Origin of the sequence: Maribacter aurantiacus, assembly GCF_005780245.1 — a bacterium.
Lineage (GTDB): Bacteria > Bacteroidota > Bacteroidia > Flavobacteriales > Flavobacteriaceae > Maribacter > Maribacter flavus.
In genome coordinates this window covers 184,772-205,481 of record NZ_VBUK01000001.1, presented here as the reverse complement: position 1 = coordinate 205,481, position 20,710 = coordinate 184,772, and the positions used below count along the sequence as shown (strand labels likewise).

20 protein-coding genes are annotated in these 20,710 nt (G+C 42.7%); 8 read left to right on the top strand and 12 right to left on the bottom strand.

Annotated elements, in window-relative coordinates; all coding sequences use genetic code 11:
• Nucleotides 1-3: 3 nt before the first annotated feature.
• The 3 genes from FEK29_RS00950 to FEK29_RS00940 form a co-directional block, all read right to left on the bottom strand.
• The gene (locus FEK29_RS00950; protein WP_138256533.1) at nucleotides 4-1,149 is read right to left on the bottom strand and encodes a CNNM domain-containing protein; all 1,146 of its coding nucleotides are present in this window, start codon (nucleotides 1,147-1,149) and stop codon (nucleotides 4-6) included.
• Nucleotides 1,150-1,237: 88 nt separating this feature from the next.
• A complete protein-coding gene (locus FEK29_RS00945) occupies nucleotides 1,238-2,533 on the bottom strand; it encodes a serine hydrolase domain-containing protein (RefSeq protein ID WP_138256532.1) in 1,296 nt (431 codons plus the stop codon).
• A 63-nt stretch (nucleotides 2,534-2,596) separates the two neighbouring features.
• Nucleotides 2,597-3,556 (bottom strand): helix-turn-helix transcriptional regulator, encoded by a 960-nt coding sequence (locus FEK29_RS00940; protein WP_138257310.1) that lies wholly within the window; start codon nucleotides 3,554-3,556, stop codon nucleotides 2,597-2,599.
• Nucleotides 3,557-3,779: 223 nt separating this feature from the next.
• Between FEK29_RS00940 and FEK29_RS00935 the strand changes: the two genes are divergently transcribed.
• Together FEK29_RS00935 and FEK29_RS00930 are read left to right on the top strand one after the other, a co-directional pair.
• A complete protein-coding gene (locus FEK29_RS00935) occupies nucleotides 3,780-4,271 on the top strand; it encodes a DinB family protein (protein ID WP_138256531.1) in 492 nt (163 codons plus the stop codon).
• A 3-nt stretch (nucleotides 4,272-4,274) separates the two neighbouring features.
• Entirely contained in the window at nucleotides 4,275-4,493 is a 219-nt protein-coding gene (locus FEK29_RS00930; protein WP_138256530.1) for a hypothetical protein, read from the top strand.
• Nucleotides 4,494-4,628: 135 nt separating this feature from the next.
• On the opposite strand, the gene hemB is transcribed toward FEK29_RS00930, so the two are convergent.
• The 7 genes from hemB to hemA all read right to left on the bottom strand — a co-directional run bounded on the left by hemB (nucleotide 4,629) and on the right by hemA (nucleotide 11,955).
• Complete coding sequence (gene hemB / locus FEK29_RS00925; RefSeq protein ID WP_138256529.1) at nucleotides 4,629-5,621, bottom strand: porphobilinogen synthase; 993 nt, start codon at nucleotides 5,619-5,621, stop codon at nucleotides 4,629-4,631.
• 29 nt (nucleotides 5,622-5,650) lie between these two features.
• On the bottom strand, nucleotides 5,651-6,439 hold the full coding sequence (locus FEK29_RS00920) for a PhzF family phenazine biosynthesis protein (RefSeq protein WP_138256528.1): 789 nt from the start codon (nucleotides 6,437-6,439) through the stop codon (nucleotides 5,651-5,653).
• Between the two features lie 13 nt (nucleotides 6,440-6,452).
• Entirely contained in the window at nucleotides 6,453-7,358 is a 906-nt protein-coding gene (hemF, locus tag FEK29_RS00915) for an oxygen-dependent coproporphyrinogen oxidase (protein WP_138256527.1), read from the bottom strand.
• Entirely contained in the window at nucleotides 7,348-7,890 is a 543-nt protein-coding gene (locus tag FEK29_RS00910; RefSeq protein ID WP_138256526.1) for a GNAT family N-acetyltransferase, read from the bottom strand. The genes hemF and FEK29_RS00910 overlap by 11 nt, the downstream gene beginning before the upstream one ends.
• A 68-nt stretch (nucleotides 7,891-7,958) precedes the next feature.
• The gene (gene hemE, locus FEK29_RS00905; protein WP_138256525.1) at nucleotides 7,959-8,990 is read right to left on the bottom strand and encodes a uroporphyrinogen decarboxylase; all 1,032 of its coding nucleotides are present in this window, start codon (nucleotides 8,988-8,990) and stop codon (nucleotides 7,959-7,961) included.
• A 128-nt stretch (nucleotides 8,991-9,118) separates the two neighbouring features.
• Nucleotides 9,119-10,702, bottom strand: a complete 1,584-nt coding sequence (hemC, locus tag FEK29_RS00900) for a hydroxymethylbilane synthase (RefSeq protein ID WP_138256524.1) — start codon at nucleotides 10,700-10,702, stop codon at nucleotides 9,119-9,121.
• Complete coding sequence (hemA, locus tag FEK29_RS00895) at nucleotides 10,699-11,955, bottom strand: glutamyl-tRNA reductase (protein WP_138256523.1); 1,257 nt, start codon at nucleotides 11,953-11,955, stop codon at nucleotides 10,699-10,701. Before hemA ends, hemC begins: the two co-directional genes overlap by 4 nt.
• A 195-nt stretch (nucleotides 11,956-12,150) precedes the next feature.
• Here hemA and FEK29_RS00890 point away from each other — a divergent pair, with 195 nt between their 5' ends.
• Nucleotides 12,151-13,044, top strand: a complete 894-nt coding sequence (locus FEK29_RS00890) for a helix-turn-helix transcriptional regulator (protein ID WP_138256522.1) — start codon at nucleotides 12,151-12,153, stop codon at nucleotides 13,042-13,044.
• Between the two features lie 173 nt (nucleotides 13,045-13,217).
• Here FEK29_RS00890 and FEK29_RS00885 read toward each other — a convergent pair whose 3' ends face one another.
• Entirely contained in the window at nucleotides 13,218-14,057 is an 840-nt protein-coding gene (locus tag FEK29_RS00885) for an N-acetylmuramoyl-L-alanine amidase-like domain-containing protein (RefSeq protein WP_138256521.1), read from the bottom strand.
• 11 nt (nucleotides 14,058-14,068) lie between these two features.
• The gene (locus FEK29_RS00880; RefSeq protein WP_138256520.1) at nucleotides 14,069-15,136 is read right to left on the bottom strand and encodes a mechanosensitive ion channel family protein; all 1,068 of its coding nucleotides are present in this window, start codon (nucleotides 15,134-15,136) and stop codon (nucleotides 14,069-14,071) included.
• 162 nt (nucleotides 15,137-15,298) lie between these two features.
• Here FEK29_RS00880 and hemH point away from each other — a divergent pair, with 162 nt between their 5' ends.
• The 5 genes from hemH (at nucleotide 15,299) to FEK29_RS00855 (ending at nucleotide 20,635) form a co-directional block, all read left to right on the top strand.
• Nucleotides 15,299-16,333 (top strand): ferrochelatase, encoded by a 1,035-nt coding sequence (gene hemH / locus FEK29_RS00875; RefSeq protein WP_138256519.1) that lies wholly within the window; start codon nucleotides 15,299-15,301, stop codon nucleotides 16,331-16,333.
• Between the two features lie 15 nt (nucleotides 16,334-16,348).
• On the top strand, nucleotides 16,349-17,143 hold the full coding sequence (locus FEK29_RS00870) for a DUF3050 domain-containing protein (protein WP_138256518.1): 795 nt from the start codon (nucleotides 16,349-16,351) through the stop codon (nucleotides 17,141-17,143).
• Between the two features lie 30 nt (nucleotides 17,144-17,173).
• Nucleotides 17,174-18,550 carry an MATE family efflux transporter gene (locus tag FEK29_RS00865; protein ID WP_138256517.1) on the top strand — a complete coding sequence of 459 codons (1,377 nt, stop codon included), beginning with the start codon at nucleotides 17,174-17,176 and terminating at the stop codon, nucleotides 18,548-18,550.
• Nucleotides 18,551-18,693: 143 nt separating this feature from the next.
• Nucleotides 18,694-20,139 (top strand): C1 family peptidase, encoded by a 1,446-nt coding sequence (locus FEK29_RS00860; protein WP_138256516.1) that lies wholly within the window; start codon nucleotides 18,694-18,696, stop codon nucleotides 20,137-20,139.
• Nucleotide 20,140: 1 nt separating this feature from the next.
• Nucleotides 20,141-20,635 carry a hypothetical protein gene (locus tag FEK29_RS00855; RefSeq protein WP_138256515.1) on the top strand — a complete coding sequence of 165 codons (495 nt, stop codon included), beginning with the start codon at nucleotides 20,141-20,143 and terminating at the stop codon, nucleotides 20,633-20,635.
• Nucleotides 20,636-20,710 lie beyond the last annotated feature (75 nt).

The window sequence follows — 20,710 nt, the reverse complement described above, 5'->3', positions numbered from 1 at the left end:
TGGTTATTCTTCTTTTTCTTTGGTAGCGTCCTCCGCAACGGGATTCTTTTCAATGACACCACTTTGTTTGGCCCTATTTTCCCAATTTTTACGGGCCAGCAATTGTAGGTCTGCCACATTATCGCTCTCGTCCATAATTTCGAGCCCTAGAAGCGTCTCAATAACGTCTTCCATGGTCACAAGTCCACTTACGGAGCCGTATTCGTCCATTACTAGGGCAATGTGTTCCCTTTTGTTTACGAACGTGTCGAAGAGTTTTGGAATGGGTGTATCACGCTTTGTCAATAGGATATCACGCTTTATCTCTACCAGGGGCAATTCCCCGTTTTTATGGATGATTTCCTCGTAGACATTGTCCTTTAGGACAAAACCGGTAATGTTGTCCACCTTTTCCTCAAAAATTGGAATTCTGGAAAAGCGCAACTTTGGATTTTCCTCAAAAAAGGATTGAATGGTTTGATTGGAGGAAGCAATTTTCATTACGGCCCTGGGTGTCATAATATCCTTCACCTGAACTTCTTCAAAACGTAACAGGTTTTTTATGATGGTCGATTCCGACTTCTGGAAGACACCTTCCTCATGGGCCATATCCGTCATAGCGGTAAAATCCTCCCTGCTCAGCACACTGCCGTGATGGCCCTTGCCACCAACCAATTTGGTAAAGAGTTGTAACAACCAAAGCAAACCGGTGTATTTTAGAACAAGCACCATGGCCTTTAACGCTTTTGCGGTAAAATTTGCCAGTTGCTTCCAATAGGTAGCGCCAATGGTCTTGGGTATAATTTCTGAGGCGACTAATATCAAAATGGTCATAATCGTAGAGACTACCCCCACCATAAGATCCTCGGTAAATTCAATTCCAGCTATGGAACGCGTGGTACTTCCATACATTTCCGCATAGGCTACTTTTGCCTGTACCCCCACCAAAATGGCACCAACCGTATGGGCAATGGTGTTAAGGGTAAGTATGGCTATGAGGGGTTTGTCCACATCCTGTTTCAGTTCTTCTAGCGTAATGGCATAGGTTTTTCCTTCCCTCTTTTTTACGTTCACAAAAGTTGGGGTGATACTCAACAGTACAGCTTCCAGAATGGAGCACAGAAATGAGAAAAAAATGGATATAACAGCGTAAAAAATGAGCAATCCCATACAATAGTTTTGAGAGCCTAAGATACCAATTTAATCCTGTTGCACATAGCTCAAAAGGAAAGGAACATTGTTTTTAAGTTGGCTGATGTTATAGTTGTAGGGTCTTGTAAAAAACCTGTTGTACGGCCGATCTTATGTTTAAGTCGTACAGTGCCCTATGTTCCCTGGTAGGGTATACCCTGTTTGAAAGAAAAATATATACCAGTTTGTTTACGGGGTCCGCCCAGACAAAAGCTCCTGTAAACCCGCTATGTCCAAAGCTTTCCGCACTTACTTCAGGCGCAGGGTAGGCATCCTTTAGGGCCAAGGTATCGTTTCCTAACAAGGGTTTGTCAAACCCCAAACCCCGTCTGTTTTCATTTTCAGGATATTGTACTTTGATAAATTCCTTGACCACGGCTTCGGGTAAAATTTGGTTTCCTCCGTATTCGCCATACCGCGCATAAAGCAGCATAATTTTGGCCAAATCCTCTGCGGTTCCAAACAATCCGGCGTTTCCTGAAATGCCTCCCAATAAAGATGCGTTTTCATCATGCACCCATCCTTGGGTCAAAGTGTGTCGGTATAGGGTGTCCATTTCGGTAGGAACGATGCGATTCGGAAAATTTTTAGTGGAAGGCAAAAAACCCATGGTGCTGGCCCCAATGGGTCTATAGAAATTATCCTCGATATATTTATCATAGGGAACACCGGTCAAATCTGTGATTATTTTCGGAAAAATAAGGAAGGTCAGTCCAGAATACCGATACCTTTTTTCTTCCGACACCTTGGAGCGGTTTATCATCCGATACATTTTTCGGTTGAACCTACTTTTTACATAGATATCCCCAAAGGCTTGTTTGTCAAATCGGTGACTTCTGGATTTCCGTAGGAACCTACTTTTAAACCGACCGTTCTTTTTCAATGTTTCGTTCAAAAAGACGATATAGGGTTCCAGTCCTGCCTGATGTGCCAATATTTCCCTAAGGGTGATATCTTTCTTATCTTTCCGTCGCTTCCAAGGTTTCCAATAAGTGCCAAAAGGCACATCCAAATCCAATTTTCCTTCCCCCACCAATTTCATGATGGCCGGAAGCGGGCCGGATAATTTGGTAACCGAGGCCAGATCGTACAAATCATCCAAAGCCACAGGTTGAAGGCTGTCATAGGTGTGAAATCCAAAGGCTTCATGAAATAGGACAGTGTCATTCTTGGCAACCAAGACTTGAGCTCCCGGAAAGGCCTTGTTTTTTATACCGTTGGTTATAATCGAATCTACTTGCTTGTAAACCAGTTGATAATCAAATGGATTCGTATCTGCTTTGAGATTGCCAACGGGTTGATTTTGTCCAAAACCCAGCTTTGGGCAAATCGCAATAAAAAGAAAGAAAACGGTTTTAGACATAATGGTTTTGTTGGTATTTCAAATATAACCTTTGGATTCCATAGGATATTTGTTTGGAGAAATTTATTTCAGTCCTTCCTGTGTTCGGAAAAGAATTTCAGAAACTCTTTTTTTTAGGGAATCAGGCTCCAATATCTGGGCAAAGTCTCCAAAGGATAGAAACCATCGGGAAAAATAATTCTGTACATCATCCACCATAAAGGTCATCTCCACGTGATTTCCCTTGATGGTTTCCGAAACAAAACCTTGATGTTTTTTACTGGCTCCTAAGTATTTACTTATTTTCTTGTCTACAAGAATCCGTACCTTGGTTTTATCTCTGATTTCGCTTTGCTTCCGCAATTCTTCCAGTGTTTTGTGCTGTAAATCAAATGGATTAGGGGTCCGGCTGATTTTGAGTATTCTATCGGTCCTAAATTGCCTGTAGTCTTTTCGTAGATGGCAATACCCCGTTACATACCAATAAGTATTTTCGTTGAAAACACCAATCGGTTCTATGGTGCGCTCCGATGGCAACTCAGCTTCCAAGGCCGTATACTTTAAAAAAACCTTTTTCTTTTCAGCAATACTTTCAAAGAGAATTTCAAGGGCATCCGGTATGTTAGCATTGAACAAGGGTTGGTTCGGAAATATGGCCACTTGCGATTCCAAGGCTTCTACCCACTTTTTTTCACGTCCACGAAGGACCGATTTTACCTTGAACATGGCAGATTCGTAATAGGCACCCAAGGATTTATCGGTAAACTGCTGCATCAACTTTTCAGCGGCCACAAAACTGCCGGCCTCCTCTCGTGTAAACATGACAGGGGGCAAACTATAGCCCTCCATGATGGAATAGCCTACACCCGCTTCGCTTGCAATTGGCACTCCCGAAGCTTCCAGGGTGCGAATATCCCTATAGATGGTCCGTTGGCTTACCCCAAATCGGTCTGCAAGGTCCTGTGCCCTTACAATACGTTTGGATTGCAGCTGGATGAATATCGCCACAATCCTATCAAAACGTTTTACGGTGTCCATTCCCATAAGCAATAGGCCTTTCCTCCAAATATAGGACAAGATTTTATTGTCAAAAGCCATTTATCGTCCATTTTTAGCATTCTTTTGAATCGAAATTAGGCCTTGGGAGTGACAGCGGTTTGTCAGGAATGAAATATTTTTTCATTTTGAAATTCCTACTGACAAAGGGTTGTCATTCGCCCCATTTACTTTTGTTGTCAATATCAATAATCATTAAATATCAGACAGTATGGAAAACATTAAGGAAAGAACAGCGAATGTTATTACACCCAATCAGTTTTTGGAGCACTGGCAAGGACACAGAATACTTACCCGAAAGGTAATCGAAGCGTTTCCTGAAGACCAATTGTTCAATTATAGTATAGGGGGAATGCGTCCCTTTGCCGATATGGTCATGGAACTTTTAGGTATTGCGGAACCTGGCCTACGGGAGATAGTCACAGGGGAAACCACACAGCTAACGGAACATTTTGAACATGGTCACAGTAAAAACAACCTATTGAAGGCATGGGACAGCGCGACGGAGAATATAGATACCTTGTGGACAAAAATGGAGGATGTCGATTTTCATAAAGAAATACTCTCATTCGGGCAATTTCCAGGAACCGTACAATCTTCCTTGTTCTATTTTCTGGAGAATGAAATACATCACAGAGCCCAGGGATATGTGTATTTGCGTTCCTTGGGAATAGAACCACCTATGTTTTACGACAGAAACTAGAAAATGCATAGGGTGTTGGTTTTTAGGACATCGGTTCGAAAGCGGGGCAAGGTTCGGTACCTTGCTCCTTACCTGAACAATTTGATTAATGACCACGGACGATGGAACTTTGACCTGGAGGATTGCGATAACATTTTAAGGGTCGAGACCCAAAATCCCAAAGCGGTGGATGTGAGCGGATTATTGCAAAAGCACGGATTCTTATGCGAGGAACTCAATTGAAAAAAATGGACCTGTCTGGTTTACAAAACCGGACAGGTCTAAATCATTAAAGTACCCTGACCACACCGTTGCAAGCCTTCGATTCCCAGGTCGAAAGAAGCTTTCTTTCTGGTAGGCGCTCAGTGTAAGGGCTGCTTATTTGTTCAATAGTTTCACAACATCTTTGGCAAAATAACTGGCAATGATGTTGGCACCGGCGCGTTTGATGGCTGTCAATTGTTCCATCATCACGGCATCATGGTCCAGCCAGCCTTTTTCTGCCGCAGCCTTTACCATGGCATATTCGCCAGAGACCTGATATACTGCTACGGGCACCTCCACTTCATTTTTTATTTCACGAACGATATCCAAATAGCAAAGTCCGGGTTTTACCATAACGATGTCCGCACCTTCATCAATATCTTGTTGGGTTTCCTTGATGGCTTCAAACCGATTGGCATAATCCATCTGATAGGTCTTTTTATCCTTGGGTACATTCTGGATGTCGACGGGTGCGGAATCCAAGGCATCCCTAAACGGACCGTAAAAGGCACTGGCGTATTTGGCACTGTAGCTCATAATGCCCGTGTTGATGTAGCCCTCATCATCCAACGCTTCCCGGATGCTTAGAATCCTGCCATCCATCATATCACTGGGAGCGACAAAGTCGGCACCGGCTTTGGCATGGGAAACACTCATTTCGGCAAGCACTTCCACGGTTTCATCGTTCAAAATCTGCCCGATGGCGACAATTCCGTCATGCCCATAGGCGGAGTACGGATCAAGGGCCACATCGGTCATGACCAACATGTCCGGACAGGCACTTTTGACGGTTTTAATGGCCAACTGCATAAGGCCGTTGTCGCTTACCGCTTCAGTCCCGGCATTGTCCTTGAGATTATCAGGCACCTTTACGAACAACAGTACGGAACAAAGTCCTAGATTCCATAGTTCTTTCACCTCTTTTTCAAGGTTGTCCAAACTCAACCGAAAGTAATTGGGCATCGATGGAATTTCCTCTTTAATGCTGTTTCCTTCCACTACGAATAGCGGGACCAAAAAATCATCCGGACTAATAATAGTCTCCCTGACCAATCTTCTTATGGCTTCATTCGTGCGTAATCTTCTGTTTCTAATGAGTGGGTACATGGTCTATTTTTTGTTGTGATAAATATAAGTTAAAAGGTGATTTCACCGATTAGATAACAAACCGCCTGTCCCGAAATTTTCAACCGGTCTCCTAAATATTCGCAGGTTAAATCGCCACCGCGGGCAGAAAGCTGTTTCGCCGTCATCAATGTTTTTCCGAGACGAGGGGACCAATAAGGCGTAAGCGTTGTATGCGCCGATCCGGTGACGGGATCTTCCGGTATACCACATTGAGGAGCAAAGAAACGTGATACAAAATCGACCGAATCTCCTTTGGCCGACGCAATGACACCCCTGCAATCCAATTGGTCCAATAAATGGAAGTTTGGTTTCAGTGCCTCGATGTCCTCTTGGGTTTCATAAATCAATAAATAGTCCGTTTTGCCTTTAAAGGTTTCCAAGGGTTCTTTACCTATGGCTGTATTGATCTGGTCATTATTGGCTACGGATACCAAATCGTCCGTTGGAAAGTCCATCGTCATCCATCCATCAAGGCCTTTAGTGACGGTTAGCTCGCCACTTCTAGGAGATAAAAACCGAATGGTATTTTCTTTGTGATTGTAAAAGTTAAAAAGCACAAAAGCGGTTGCCAAGGTAGCGTGTCCGCATAGGTCCACCTCCAATTCTGGGGTAAACCAGCGCAATTCATATCCTTTTTCGATGGTAACGGCAAAAGCCGTTTCGGCGAGATTGTTTTCTGCAGCAATATTTTGCATGGTTTCATCCGGCAACCATTTTTCCAAAATGCAAACGGCCGCAGGATTACCACCAAACAGTTTATTGGTAAATGCATCGATTTGATATAACTTCTGTTTCATGGTCTATTCTTTTTTAGGAAACCCAGTCTCTTGGTTGCTTCAAAACGTTGATCAACTTTTCTTCTTCACTCCCAGCTTCCGGATGATGATCGTACCTCCATTGCACATGTGGTGGAAGACTCATCAAGATACTTTCTATACGACCGTTGGTGCGTAATCCAAACAAGGTTCCTTTGTCATGGACCAAATTGAATTCCACATAACGGCCCCGTCTAATTTCCTGCCAATCCCTTTGTTCTTTGGTGTAAGGAAGGTCTTTTCGTTTTGTAACAATCGGTATATAACCGTCCAAAAAACTTTTTCCTACTTCGGTGACGAAATTGTACCAGTCTTCCATGGACCTACTTTCGGTCTTCTTACAATAGTCAAAAAACAATCCTCCTATACCGCGGGCTTCATCCCTGTGGGAATTCCAGAAATATTCATCGCATTTCTTTTTATAAGTTGGATAGAACGAAGGGTCGTGTTTGTCGCATGCGGCTTTACAAACCTTATGAAAGTGTTCCGCATCCTCTTCAAATACATAATAGGGTGTCAAATCTTGTCCCCCTCCAAACCACTGGTCCACAATCTTACCGTCTTTGTCGTACATTTCAAAGTAGCGCCAATTGGCATGAACGGTGGGCACCATTGGGTTTTTGGGGTGTAGTACGAGGCTAAGTCCACAGGCGAAGAAATCGGCCTCCTGTACCCCAAAATACGCTTGCATGCTTTTGGGTAATTCGCCATGAACGCCCGAAATATTGACGCCGCCTTTTTCGAAGACATCCCCATTTTCGATGACACGTGTCCGTCCGCCTCCGCCTTCGGGCCGTTCCCAGTTATCTTCATGAAACTTGGCCTTCCCTTCAATGGATTCCAAGGCATGCGTTATGGTATCCTGTAGATGGTGTATATACTCAAAAAATTTATCCTTCATAAGCTTTCACATATAATTCCATATCCATAGGTTGCATGGCTGGTGGCTGATGTTCTTTGGGCAAGGTTTCCTTCCACGTATACCCACACTTTTCTGCGATGCGTATACTTGCGGGATTCGACTTATGTACAATGATGCGTAATGTTCTTAGGCCGTGTTCCTTGAATGCCCAAGCCGTTATCTCTTTGACGGCCATGGTGGTTATTCCAATACCTTCGTGCTGATACCCGATACAATAGGCAATTTCGGCCTCCTTTTTATCAAAATCCAGATTTTTTACAAAGAGCAAACCCGCTAGGCTTCTATCGATGGTATTTTTTATCACGAACACAAATTCGGTCTTGTTATTAAAATCCTTAATTTTTTGGTCGACGAATAATTTGGAAAGCTCCGGGGTCAGATTTTCGGTCAGGGTTTGAGGGAAATAGGTTTTAAGTCTTGAAGTATTTACGGTTACAAAATCACAGATTCTCCATGCGTATTTTTCATGGATGGGCGTTATTTCAAAAGTACCGTTCGCGATGGGAATCATTCCTTAAAAGTACGAAGTCTTTGGCCCTTTGAAAAGGTAAAGCGCAAGGTTTGGAAAAATTAAATGGTTCAGTGCGCCAATTTATATTCTTTTACGGCATCTATGAAAGCCTTTGCATTTTCCACCGGAACATTGGGAAGGATTCCGTGTCCTAAATTCACAACATACCTGTCCTTGCCAAATTCATTGATCATTTGCGTGACCATTTTTTTGATTTCCGATGGTGGGGATAACAATCTGGCAGGGTCGAAATTCCCTTGTAAGGTTATTTTTCCTCCCGTAAGATATCGGGCATTTTGCGCGGAACAGGTCCAATCCACACCAAGGGCCGATGCACCCGATTGTGACATTTCCTTAAGTGCGAACCAGCATCCTTTACCAAAAACGATTACGGGAGTATCTTCTTTAAGCGCATCTACGATTTGTTGAATGTATTTCCAAGAAAACTCCTGATAGTCCGTGGGGGAAAGCATACCGCCCCAGGAGTCGAACACCTGTACGACATTTACTCCGGCCTTTACCTTAGCCTTTAAATAGGCAATGGTTGTATCCGTTATCTTTTGAAGCAATTCATGGGCGGCCACGGGTTGCGTAAAACAGAACTCCTTGGCCTTGTCAAAGGTCTTACTACCTTGTCCCTGTACACAATAGCAGAGGATGGTCCAGGGAGAACCGGCAAAACCGATTAGGGGCACTTCGTCGTTCAATTTTTCTTTGGTGGCGGTAATGGCCTGCATCACATAATCCAGGGCGTCTTCAACATCCGGTACGATTACCTCGTTTACATCCTTTTGGTTCCTAATGGGATTTGGCAGATAAGGTCCAAAATTGGGCTTCATCTGAACCTCGATGTTCATTGCCTGTGGAATCACTAAGATATCGCTAAAAAGAATGGCGGCATCCATCCCAAACCTTCGTATGGGCTGCACGGTAATTTCAGAAGCCAGTTCCGGGGTCTGGCATCTAGTGAAAAAATCGTATTTCTCCTTGATTTCCATAAATTCCGGTAAGTACCTTCCTGCTTGGCGCATCATCCAAACCGGCGGTCTTTCTACCGTTTCCCCTTTTAGGGCCCTAAGGAATAAATCGTTCTTTATCATATGTGGGTTTTGGCTGTTAGTTGTTGGTTGTTCGTTTTTCGTTGTTGGTTGATGGTTAATGGTTGTTCCTTATTGCTAAGCAATTTTTTTTTGAGCTTGTTTCTTGCTCTTGAACTTGTATTTTCTAACTACAAACCACTATAATCGCCATTCACCAACTCAATAACACTTTCTACATCTGGGATATTGGCAACTTTCACTTCCTTGAAATGTTTCCGGGCTTCGGTTGCCGTGGTTTCCCCGATACAATAAGCAACATGATGTGGTTTGTTTTTTAAAAGATAGCTTTCTATGGTTGAAGGACTGTAAAAAAGAATTCCCTCAACGGATTCAGGGATAGCCTTGCCTGCTAGTTTGGTTTTATAGGCCTCCACTTTGTTTACAATGATGTTGTTTTCTTCTAAAATAGAAGGCAGGTCCTCCAAGCTAAGGTTTCCATGAAAATAGGTCACTTGGGTGCCATCCATATATTCAACAAGGTAGTTGGCCAAATCGGTGGCGCTGTTCTCCACATGGACCACGGGTCCTATTTTTCTCTCAATCAACCTTTTTGTCTTTCTGCCTACGCAGTAAATGGAATCAAATTGAAGTTCAGCCGGACTGCAATTTGTAAGTAGGCTCTCCACGGCATTCTTACTGGTGAAGACGATGTTCCCTAGGTTCTTTTTTAGAGTAATCGGCGATATTCTATTGGGGCTTATTTTGATAAAATCCTCGGAATCTACCCGTATGCCCGAATTGAATTTCTGCAGTTGCGCTTCCGTCAATTTTTTGGTAGAAAACACGTTGGTTTTTAGGTGAGCTCCCTGCAATTCGTTCATTAAACGCCTTCCTCCGCGGCTCAAAATACTTTTGGCTGCATCAATACCCAAATTCTCATGCTTTCCGAGTGGGGCCGTTAAGGCAGCTTCCAATTTTTGGGAGCCATCAATGGTCAGAAGGACCCCTTTTAGGTTTACTTTTTCTTCTTTGTCAATATAGGCCAGGGCCCCGATGGGTGCTGAACAGCCACCTTCCAATTCCCGAAGGAAATCGCGTTCCAATTTGGTACATATTTCGGTCTCCCTATGGTTGAGTTCGGCACATATTTCACGAACCTCCAAATCATTTTCCATGGCTACCACCATAATGGCGCCCTGTGCTGGGGCCGGCACCATCCATGTGAGTCCGATCGTGTTTTTAGGTTCCAAGCCAATGCGTTCCAATCCCGCGGCGGCAAAAATGGCTCCGTTCCAGTCGTTTTTGTTCAGTTTTTCCAAACGGCTATTGACATTTCCCCGTAAATCCACTACCGTATGGGTTGGGTATCGGTTCAACCATTGAGCTTTTCTTCGTAAGCTTCCGGTAGCGATAATGCCATCGGGAGAACCCAAAAATTCCTCATTGTTCTTGAAGGCCAAAATGTCCATATAGTTGGCTCTTTTAAGAACGGCAGCCTGGACGATGCCTTTTGGGAGCATAGTAGGTACATCCTTCATGGAATGTACCGCAATGTCGATTTCACCGTTCAGCATGGCCACGTCCAAAGTCTTGGTGAAGATGCCCGTAATGCCCAATTCGTACAATGGCTTGTCTAGAACAAGGTCGCCCGTGGATTTTACGGGGACCAGTTTTACGGTATGTCCTAAAGCTTCCAATTGATCTTTTACGGTAGTGGCTTGCCATAGTGCCAATTCACTATCGCGTGTGCCTATGCGGATTGTTCTACTCATTCTGTCTCCAGCTCTAATTGAAACACTTTTTGGATAAGGGCTAGGCTAGAATCGGAATCGATAGTGTCGTCCTTAAGGTGGTTTGCGAATTGCTTGGTGATTTTTTGGATTATCCTATTGGATATCATATCGGCCTGTACGGCATCAAAATTCGATGTCTTTTTGGATTGATAGTCCAGTTCCTCATCCTTCATGGTCTTTAGTTTCATTTTTAGGGCCTTTATGACCGGCGCAAATTTACGGGTCTCCAGCCATTGGATGAAATCCTCCTTAACATCCTCAATGATTGCTTCGGCCTCTGGTATAAAAAGTTTACGCTTTTCCAAGGTTTCGTCCGTCATCTGTGACAGCTGGTCCAAATGCACCAAGGAGACGTTATCCAGTTCCATGACATTGTCATCCACGTTTTTGGGAACGGACAGGTCAAGGATCAATAATGGATTTTTGGTATAGATGAGTTCCTTGCAAACGGTGGGTTTTTGGGCTCCCGTAGCAACTACAAGGACGTCTGTTTTTCTGATTTCGGCCTGCAGTTCGCCATAATCCTTTACCGTGAGGTTGAATTTCCCACCTACTTTATCCGCTGTTTCCTTGGTTCTGTTGATCAAGGTAATATGCGGATTTTTGGTATGCTTGATGAGGTTTTCGCAGGTATTCCTACCAATTTTGCCGGTGCCGAAAAGTAGGATGTTCTTTTCCGAAATATTCTCAACGTTGTTCAAAATATATTGTACCGATGCAAACGCCACCGAAGTCGCCCCGGACGATATTTCCGTTTCGTTTTTTATACGCTTACTGGCTTGGATGACCGAGTTGACCAACCGTTCCAGGAACGGATTGGCAATATCCACTTTTTTGGAGCGGTTAAAACTTTGCTTTAATTGGCTAATTATCTCAAAATCCCCTAAAATCTGGCTGTCCAGTCCCGTACCTACACGAAAAAGATGGGAAATGGCCTCCTTGTTCTTATAGACATAGGCTACTTCTTGAAATTCCTCCACACTTCCCTTGGAAAAACTGCACAACAATTTTATCAATTGGTAGGGGTGCTGGGCGAAACCGTGAAGTTCCGTCCTATTGCAGGTAGAAGTTACCAACAGGCCATCAATGCCTTCTTCCTTCGCCTTTACCAATAGCGCGGTCATGGATGCATCGTCCAAACTGAATTTTCCCCTAACCTCGGCATCGGCCTTTTTGTAGTTTAGGCCAATGGTATAGAATGAGCTATGTTTTGAAATATGGTATGCCTTCATAGTTGCGGGGACAAAAATAGAACCATAGGATAAATAAAAATAACGCTAGAGGAACTATAAGCATCGGCAGAAGTGATTTTAGATAAAATACAACATAAATCGGCCCAAAACCCTTAATTTTACAACGTCTAACGGAAACCCTACGACGATATTGTTTAGATAGATTCTAAATAAAGTAAATTGATAAGCCGTACTATGGAAAGTAAAAACATCGCCAAAGGTTCATTTGAGGAACTGTTGATAGAGAATAGCTTTTACGTACTTAAAATCCAGAATAATACTTCTGAAAGTAAGCAAGTTACGCGGGAAATAAATAGGAGTTATATTCAGTTCCATTTCTGTTTGAAGGGCGGCGGTAAGTTCGTTTTCAATCAAGGGAACTATGCTTTGGAGGTATCTGAAGAGAACTCGTTATTGTTGTACAATACCCAATTGGATTTGCCTTTGAACCTTATGTTGGCACCAAATTCCTGGATGGTTTCTGTGGTGATGAGCATACGAAAGTTCCACTCCCTTTTTTCCGATGAGGCGAGTTACATTCCCTTCCTTAGTGAGGAGAACCAGGAAAAAAAATATTACGCCCAAGAGCCGGTATCGCCCCCTATTGCCGTGGTTCTAAGTCAGATAATTAACTACAATCTGCACCCTACTATTAAAAACCTGTATCTGAAAGGAAAAATTTACGAGTTGATAGCCTTGTACTTCAATAAGAATACCGATGCCGATGTAGAACAGTGTCCATTCCTGATAGACGAGGACAACGTAAAACGCATTAGAAAGGCGAAGGAAATCATCATCTCCAACATGGCGGAACCTCCCACCTTGACAGAGCTTGCCAAGGAAATAGGATTGAGCCTAAAACGATTGAAGGAAGGTTTTAAACAGATTTATGGGGACTCGGTATATAGTTTCCTGTTCGATTATAAAATGGAGCACGCCAGAAAACTCCTGGAATCCGGTCAGTACAATGTAAACGAAATCGGGCTAAAAATTGGGTACAGTACCTCCAGCCATTTTATCGCCGCTTTTAAGAAAAAGTATGGTACTACACCCAAGAAATATGTGATGGCGTTGGCGAGTAGTTCGTAGTTATTTAAGTCATTCTGACGAAGTACATAGTACTGAGGAAGAATCTCTTCTAGAAACGGATGCTTCGTTTTTCTCAGCATGACAAGTTGTTGTGTCGGTAATTTTCAGGGTTGATTGATGGAGACTTAGTATAGGAATTACTGATTTTAAACCGAAAGGTATTTATGAGAAAGCTATAACGGCCTCGCCACCATAATACCTGTATTCCCCTTGACTTTTTTCAAATATTCCGCCAACGGTTTTTCCGAAACTTCCACTTCCATAGAACCTGTAGAGGCGTGGAGAAGATGGATTCTGCCATCCGCTTCCCGCGTGGTAATTCCGGTATGGGTAACGTCCAGGCCATTGATTGACGTTGCAAGGGCAATGATATCCCCGGATTGTATCAAATGCTCGTTTTTCGCAATCTGGTCTTGGGCCAGGACACAAATGGGCCGACTATTCAGAAACTTTTCGGAAGCCTTTATCTTTTCGAAATTGCTATCGTCTGCCAAAAAGGGATAGAGATCGCGATGTTCGCTCATAAAGTTGATGTCCTTGGTAATTTCTGCGCCTCCAATTTCACCGGTGATATCCTGTAGTAGGCCTTTTTTGGCATTGTTGGCGATCCACTCGGAAAAATAGTGGAGACGGGAAGCGTATCCGTCCAAATAGCCATCTTTATACCGAATGGTTTCTAGGGTTTCTATGAAATTCTCAAATGAGGTTTTGTCCTCTTTCAACATCAACGAAAATGCAAGCACATTTTCCACAAAAGTGGTGCAATCCAGCCCTTGTAAGTTGACCACCAAGGTTTCCGTTTCCCCAATTTCAAGGGTTTTGGCCACATAGGGAGTTTTAAGGAAGGTTTTGCCTATGGCTACCATGGTCTGTCCAAAATCAGGTTTTTCCAAATCTTGAACCTGTTCAATCTTGGAAATCACGGCCTCTTTGTCCAATGGGGAACAGGTAACGGTTTGTGCCTCCGTATGGAAGCATATAAGAAGTAGGCTTAACAATAAGATGTTTCTCATGATGCTTTAATTTACTTTGAAGAATCCGACTCAAGATTTCCCATCAAAACTCTATTATGTACAATACTCTCTGGATACTTCTCCTGAAGGAAAGTTATTAATTTTTCCCGTACATGTACCCTCAAATCCCATGCCGTTGGCGAATCCTTGGCACTCATCAGCGCCCTAATCTCTACATAATTCGCTTTGCTGTCGGTTACCTGTAGTACGTTTACTTCCTTATCCCATAAATCGGTATTTTCCAAAATGCGCGTCAGCTCTGCACGCAATGCATCAAAAGGGACCTTGTAATCCGTGTATAAAAAAACGGTTCCCAAAATATCTGAAGAAGTTTTGGTCCAGTTTTGGAAAGGTTTTTCAATGAAATAGGGGGTGGGAACTATGAGTCGGCGTTTATTCCAGATTTTCACCACTACATAGGTCAGGGTTATTTCCTCAATACGTCCCCATTCGCCTTCTACAATGACCACATCGTCCAATTTTATAGGTTGTGCAATGGCGATTTGTATGCCCGCCAAAACAGTGCCGATCAATTTTTGGGCGGAAAAACCAATAATGATTCCGGCCACTCCTGCCGATGCAAAAATACTAAGCCCCAATTCCCTGATTTCCTGAAAACTCATAAGGGCGGCACCAACGGCCAGAATGATGACTATGAAAATGACGATGCGCTCCAGAATATTGAATTGGGTATAGATTTTTCGGGCCTTAAGATTATCGGTCGTGTTTACATCATAATTGTGGATGATGAGTTGTTTCATCACTTTTAATATCCCAATGATTAACCAGGTCATGGCAAAGATGAACAACAGGGTACTGGCCTTTTTGAACCAATATGCTTCATCGGTCAAACCAAAAAGTTGTCGGAAGGAATGCATCCGAATAATGATGGAAATAAATATTAGGAAAATAGGAAGGGCGACACGCTTCATAACACCTTCGGGCAATAGATATTTGGGGTCTTTTCCTAACCTTCGAAGTACGAAAAGTGTACTCCAATAAAGTATAACAAAGGTGGCCAGCGCTATCCCCAAATACATCATCGACTCCCTAGGAATATCCTTAAAAAGTGTATCCATTCGTTCTTTGTTTACTTACAACATACTAAATTTTGATGGGCTATGAAATTAATTGAATGGAAATTGATTGGGTTTATGGTAGAATAGAAAACTATTGGCGTAAATTAAAATAGCATCGGTTTCCAAGTCGTATTTTTGCAATTAAAAAAAATAATGAGAAGCATGAAAGGAGTATTATTGGTTAATCTGGGTTCTCCAGATAGTCCAACCCCCAAGGATGTAAAACCCTATTTGGACGAGTTTCTTATGGACGAACGCGTCATAGATGTTCCAAAAGTGTTGCGGAATATCATCGTGCGGGGAATCATTTTGCAAACCCGACCTAAAAAATCGGCCGAGGCCTATTCAAAAATTTGGTGGGAAGAAGGTTCCCCATTGATCGTACTCTCGGAACGCTTTACGGAAAAAGTGCGTCAACAATCCCAGATACCCGTAGCACTGGGTATGCGCTATGGAAGCATGACCATTAAAAACGCGCTTCAAGAGCTTAAGAACAAGGGTGTGGACGAGGTTTTGTTGGTGCCCTTATATCCACATTATGCTATGTCTTCCTATGAAACCGTGGTAGTAAAGGCGTTGGAAGTAAAGGATGCCTTTTTTCCTGAACTAAAAATTACCACCTTACCGGCATTTTATAAAAATACCGACTATATCCGAGTCCTTTCGGATTCCATTAAGGAAGGTTTGAAGGATTTTGAGTACGACCATATTCTGTTTTCCTACCATGGGATACCGGAGCGGCACATCCGAAAATCAGACCCGACAAAGTTTCATTGTAAAATTGACGGTTCTTGCTGCCATACCAATTCCGTGGCCCATCATACCTGTTACAGGCATCAATGTTATAAAATGACCGAGTTGGTACGTACCCAAATGAACCTTCCGGAGGAAAAGGTGAGCGTATCCTTCCAATCGCGTTTACCCAACGATCCTTGGTTAAAACCCTACACGGATTTTGAGTTTGAACGATTTGCAAAGGAAGGCAAGAAGAAACTGGCCGTGGTTACACCTGCCTTTGTGGCGGATTGTTTGGAAACCTTGGAGGAAATAGCCATGGAAGGGAAACATCAATTTATGGAAGCCGGGGGAGAAAGCTACAAGCACATCCCATGCTTAAATGACAACGATGCTTGGGTTTCCTTGATGGCACAATGGATTGAAACATGGGAAAAGGATGGGGTACTCCCACACCATTAAATTAGTTAAAAAGGTATGAGCAAAATAAACATAGAAAAAATAGAAAAGGCCTTGGAACCTTTAAGGACTGCCTTAAAAAATCATCAGTTATATAATGAGTTGACTACCATAGCGGACGTACGGATTTTCATGGATGGACATGTGTATGCGGTATGGGATTTCATGTCCCTTCTAAAGGCCCTACAAATAAATCTAACGTGCGTGACCACCCCTTGGATTCCATCAAAGAATACGAATACGGCCCGGTTTATCAACGAAATCGTCTTGGAGGAAGAGACCGATAGGGACCAGGCCGGAAATTACAAGAGCCATTTTGAGATGTACCTGGAAGCCATGCAGGAAGTGGATGCCGATACGAACACTGTTGAAGCCTTTATTGATACGGTTAAAAAATCGGGCGATATCCAAACAAGTATCTTTCAATCAGAATTGCCGGATGCCGTCAAGGAATTTATGCAATTTACTTTTGATGTAATAGCGGAAGGCAAAGCCCACAAAATTGCGGCGGCCTTCACCTTTGGAAGGGAGGAACTTATACCAGATATGTTCCTAAAGATCATCGAGTCTAACGAAAAGGCACCTCTATTCCCCAAGTTGGAGTATTATCTAAAAAGACATATAGAACTGGATGGCGATGAACACGGTCCGCTTTCGTTGAAGATGATCATGGAACTTTGCGGAAATGACCCTCATAAATGGGATGAGGTACTGGAAGTTTCCCAAAGGGCCCTGGAGCGAAGGATTCAGTTATGGGATGGCATAACGGATGGAATTCTGAGCGAAAGGACCTCCACAGCTACGGTGGTTTAATACCATTTTTAATTCAAAAGACATCGGCCTATGGCCAAATTCACTTCGGAAGAATTGGGCAAGCAGCCTATTGGAAAGCTATTGGTTGGGCAGGCAGTGCCGGCCAGTATAGGAATTCTTGTGATGTCCTTGAACGTTTTGGTCGATTCCATTTTCGTGGGCAACTGGATCGGCTCCATTGCCATTGCGGCCATTAATGTCGTTCTTCCGGTTTCGTTCTTTATAGGGGCCTTGGGAATGGCCATTGGGGTTGGAGGTTCCAGTATCATCTCTAGGGCCCTTGGCGCCGAAAATAAGGAAAAGGCCTTTACGACTTTCGGAAACCAAATCACCCTTACCCTGATTATAACCATTACCATGGTCATTGTCGGCCTCACTTTTATTGAGTCCATCATTCCCGCTTTTGGGGGAAAAGGAGCAATATACGATCCGGCCAAGGTGTATTATACCATTGTGCTGTACGGAGTTCCTTTTTTGGCACTTTGCATGATGGGGAATACCGTTATTAGGGCCGAAGGCAAACCCAAATTTGCCATGATCGCCATGATTATTCCTTCCGTAGGTAACCTCTTGATGGACTATGTCTTTATCTATGTTTTTGATTGGGGGATGGCAGGCGCTGCCTGGGCCACTACGGTCGGCTACATACTGTGCTTTCTATATGTTGGCTACTTTTTCTTTTCCCGGCATTCCGAAATGAAAATCCAATGGAAACATTTGGGATTGGATGTACCGGTGGTAAGCGAAATAGGATCCTTAGGCTTTGTAACCTTGGCAAGGCAGGCTGTGGTGAGTATTATTTATCTGATAATGAACAATATATTGTTCGCATTGGGCGGTGAGGCGATGGTGGCGGTGTATGCCATTATTGGCAGAATGTTGATGTTTGCCTTATTTCCGGTATTTGGGGTTACCCAAGCATTTTTGCCCATTGCAGGATTTAATTATGGTGCCAGAAAATACCATAGGGTACGAAAGACCATCAATACGGCAATTACCTACGCCTCTCTTTTAGCGACCGTAGTTTTCATAGGGCTCATGATTTTTCCCGAAGCAATTACGGCACTTTTCCTGAGCGATAACCCGGACATGTCCGCCCAAGATTTGGAAACCAATGCCTTTGTTTTGGAAAATGCCCCAAATGCAATGCGTTGGGTATTTGCGGCAACCCCGATCATAGCCTTGCAGCTTATTGGTGCAGCCTATTTTCAGGCTATAGGCAAGGCCGTTCCCGCCTTATTATTGACACTTTCCAGACAAGGTTTTTTCTTCATTCCCTTGATTCTGGTTCTTCCAAAATTGTATGGCGAACTAGGCGTTTGGATTTCTTTTCCCATCGCCGATGTGCTGGCGACCTTCGTTACCGGTTATTTTTTGAGAAGGGAAATCAAGAGGACCTTGGTGTAGGTGATGTCTTTACACCAGTATACTAAAGAATTATACTACAAAGGCGTTCAAACTATCCAATTTATCTATAAATACCCAATAAACGGTACTTAGGGCTTCTTAAAAAAATAGTATATTGTCCTCATAACCAATTAGATATTGAAATGAGAAATCTCACCTTGCTCTTATTTTTTATTTCTGTATTAGGGTACTCACAAACCCAACGTAGTACAGGACTCTTATTTGATGATGAAGCTTATGAAAATACACCCGTAAAAGCAAAAAATGTTGCTTTCCAAGATGTGGTAACTGAATTCACTTCCTCTACTTTAAAAAGCTTTGTCCCTCCCATAAAAAACCAAGGAGGATATAGTACTTGTGTAGGATGGGCAACGGCATACTATGGAAGGACAATCTTGGAATCCCGATTGTATGATGTACAAGATTCCCTTTCAATTGCCAAAGGTACTTTTGCACCTGTATTCACCTACCTACATTCAAATGTTGAAAATGATTATAACTGTCAGGGAGGTGCCTATATAGGTAAAGCCATGGAAGCCATGGTGGAAAAGGGTGTGCCGTACTACGAGGATTATAGTGTTATGTGTGATACGGAGATACCGGAAAATCTGTATGGCTCTGCCGAGCGATTCAAGATAAAGGATTTTGCAAGAATATTTGGTTCCGATGAGTCGGAGGAGTTTAAAGTAGATGGTGTAAAACGTTCACTTCTAAATGGAAATCCCGTGGTTATCGGGTTTATGGTAGATAATGCATTTCAAAGTGCCAAGAATGTTTATGTCCCTGATAATTTGGGGACAACCGGGGGGCATGCCATGTGTGTAATTGGATATGACGATGATAAGTATGGCGGTTCTTTTGAAATCGTGAATAGTTGGGGGCCTACATGGGGAAATGATGGATTCATGTGGATCAGGTATTCAGATTTTGCCGAGTATACAAGATATGCCTTTGAAATGATACCCTTAAAGGTCAAAAAAGAGGAAAAACAGATTTTGGCGGGAGAGGTCGACTTTATCCTTAGAAGTAACGAACCTATGAACGTACGCAATGAAAAGGGCGAATATACCGGATCCGTATTTGGTGCTCAGGATGTGGTCATTGAAAAAGAGGATGAAAGTATTGGAGATTATATTACGGAAGATGTTTATAGTACCGGAACTAGGTATCGTATGGTAACTAAAGTAAATCAACCCGCTTATGTATATGTTTTTGGGATGGATTCAGATAATGAGTTTTCCCCTTTATTTCCCCATAAGGATTCAATAAGCCCCTTTATAAATTCCGATAAGTCCGAAGTTATATTGCCTGCGGCGCCAAAAGGAGCTAAGGCCTATGCGAGATTAAGCAAGGATGTGGAAAAGGAATATACCATAGTTGTTTTTTCTTTGGAAAAAATAGACATGAAGGAGGTGCAATCCAAACTTCAAGAATTGGATGGTACGTTATTAGATCGATTGTACGTGATTTTTGATGACAAGCTAATCAAAAAAGAAGCGATGAAGTTGAGTAAGGATAAAATGAGTTTTAAAGCGGAATTCGATAAAGGTTCATTGGCGATGATGATATTGGATATTAAAAGGTCCTAGAATGCAAAAACTAGCTCTTTTGATGGTCGTTCTATTGATGTATTCCTGTATGTCTTCGCAGAAGTCGGAGAAAAGCAAGGGCTCCGGTACGATAGAAAGTACAAAAATAAAGGCCTTGATCAACCCGGAAAGATTCGGTAAAATTGAAAATGCCAATACAGTCATTAGAATTGATTTGGTCAAAACGCTTATCGAAGGAACTGAAAATGAATATTACAATCAGCTAAAAGTACTGGACACTTTGAATGTCAACAGTGCTCAGGAATTAAAACAAGTGCTCATTGACGATACCAACTATGTTTGGGACCTACAGAATTCAAATTCATCTTTTGATCCTCAGCAGCAGTTCATATTAAAAAACAATGATGAACAGTTGACCATACTGCTTGATGAAAATGAAAATAAAATCGCCTTTATGGACCTTTTTGGAAGAAAGGTAATCAGCGTTACCTCGGGTTTTCCTTTTTTTCGTAAAAATTTATCGGATAAAAAATAAATCAAAGGAGTCCATAAAGAAACCTCTTAATTGTTTTCTACATGAAGGATTCAAATAAAAAAAGGTATTTCTATA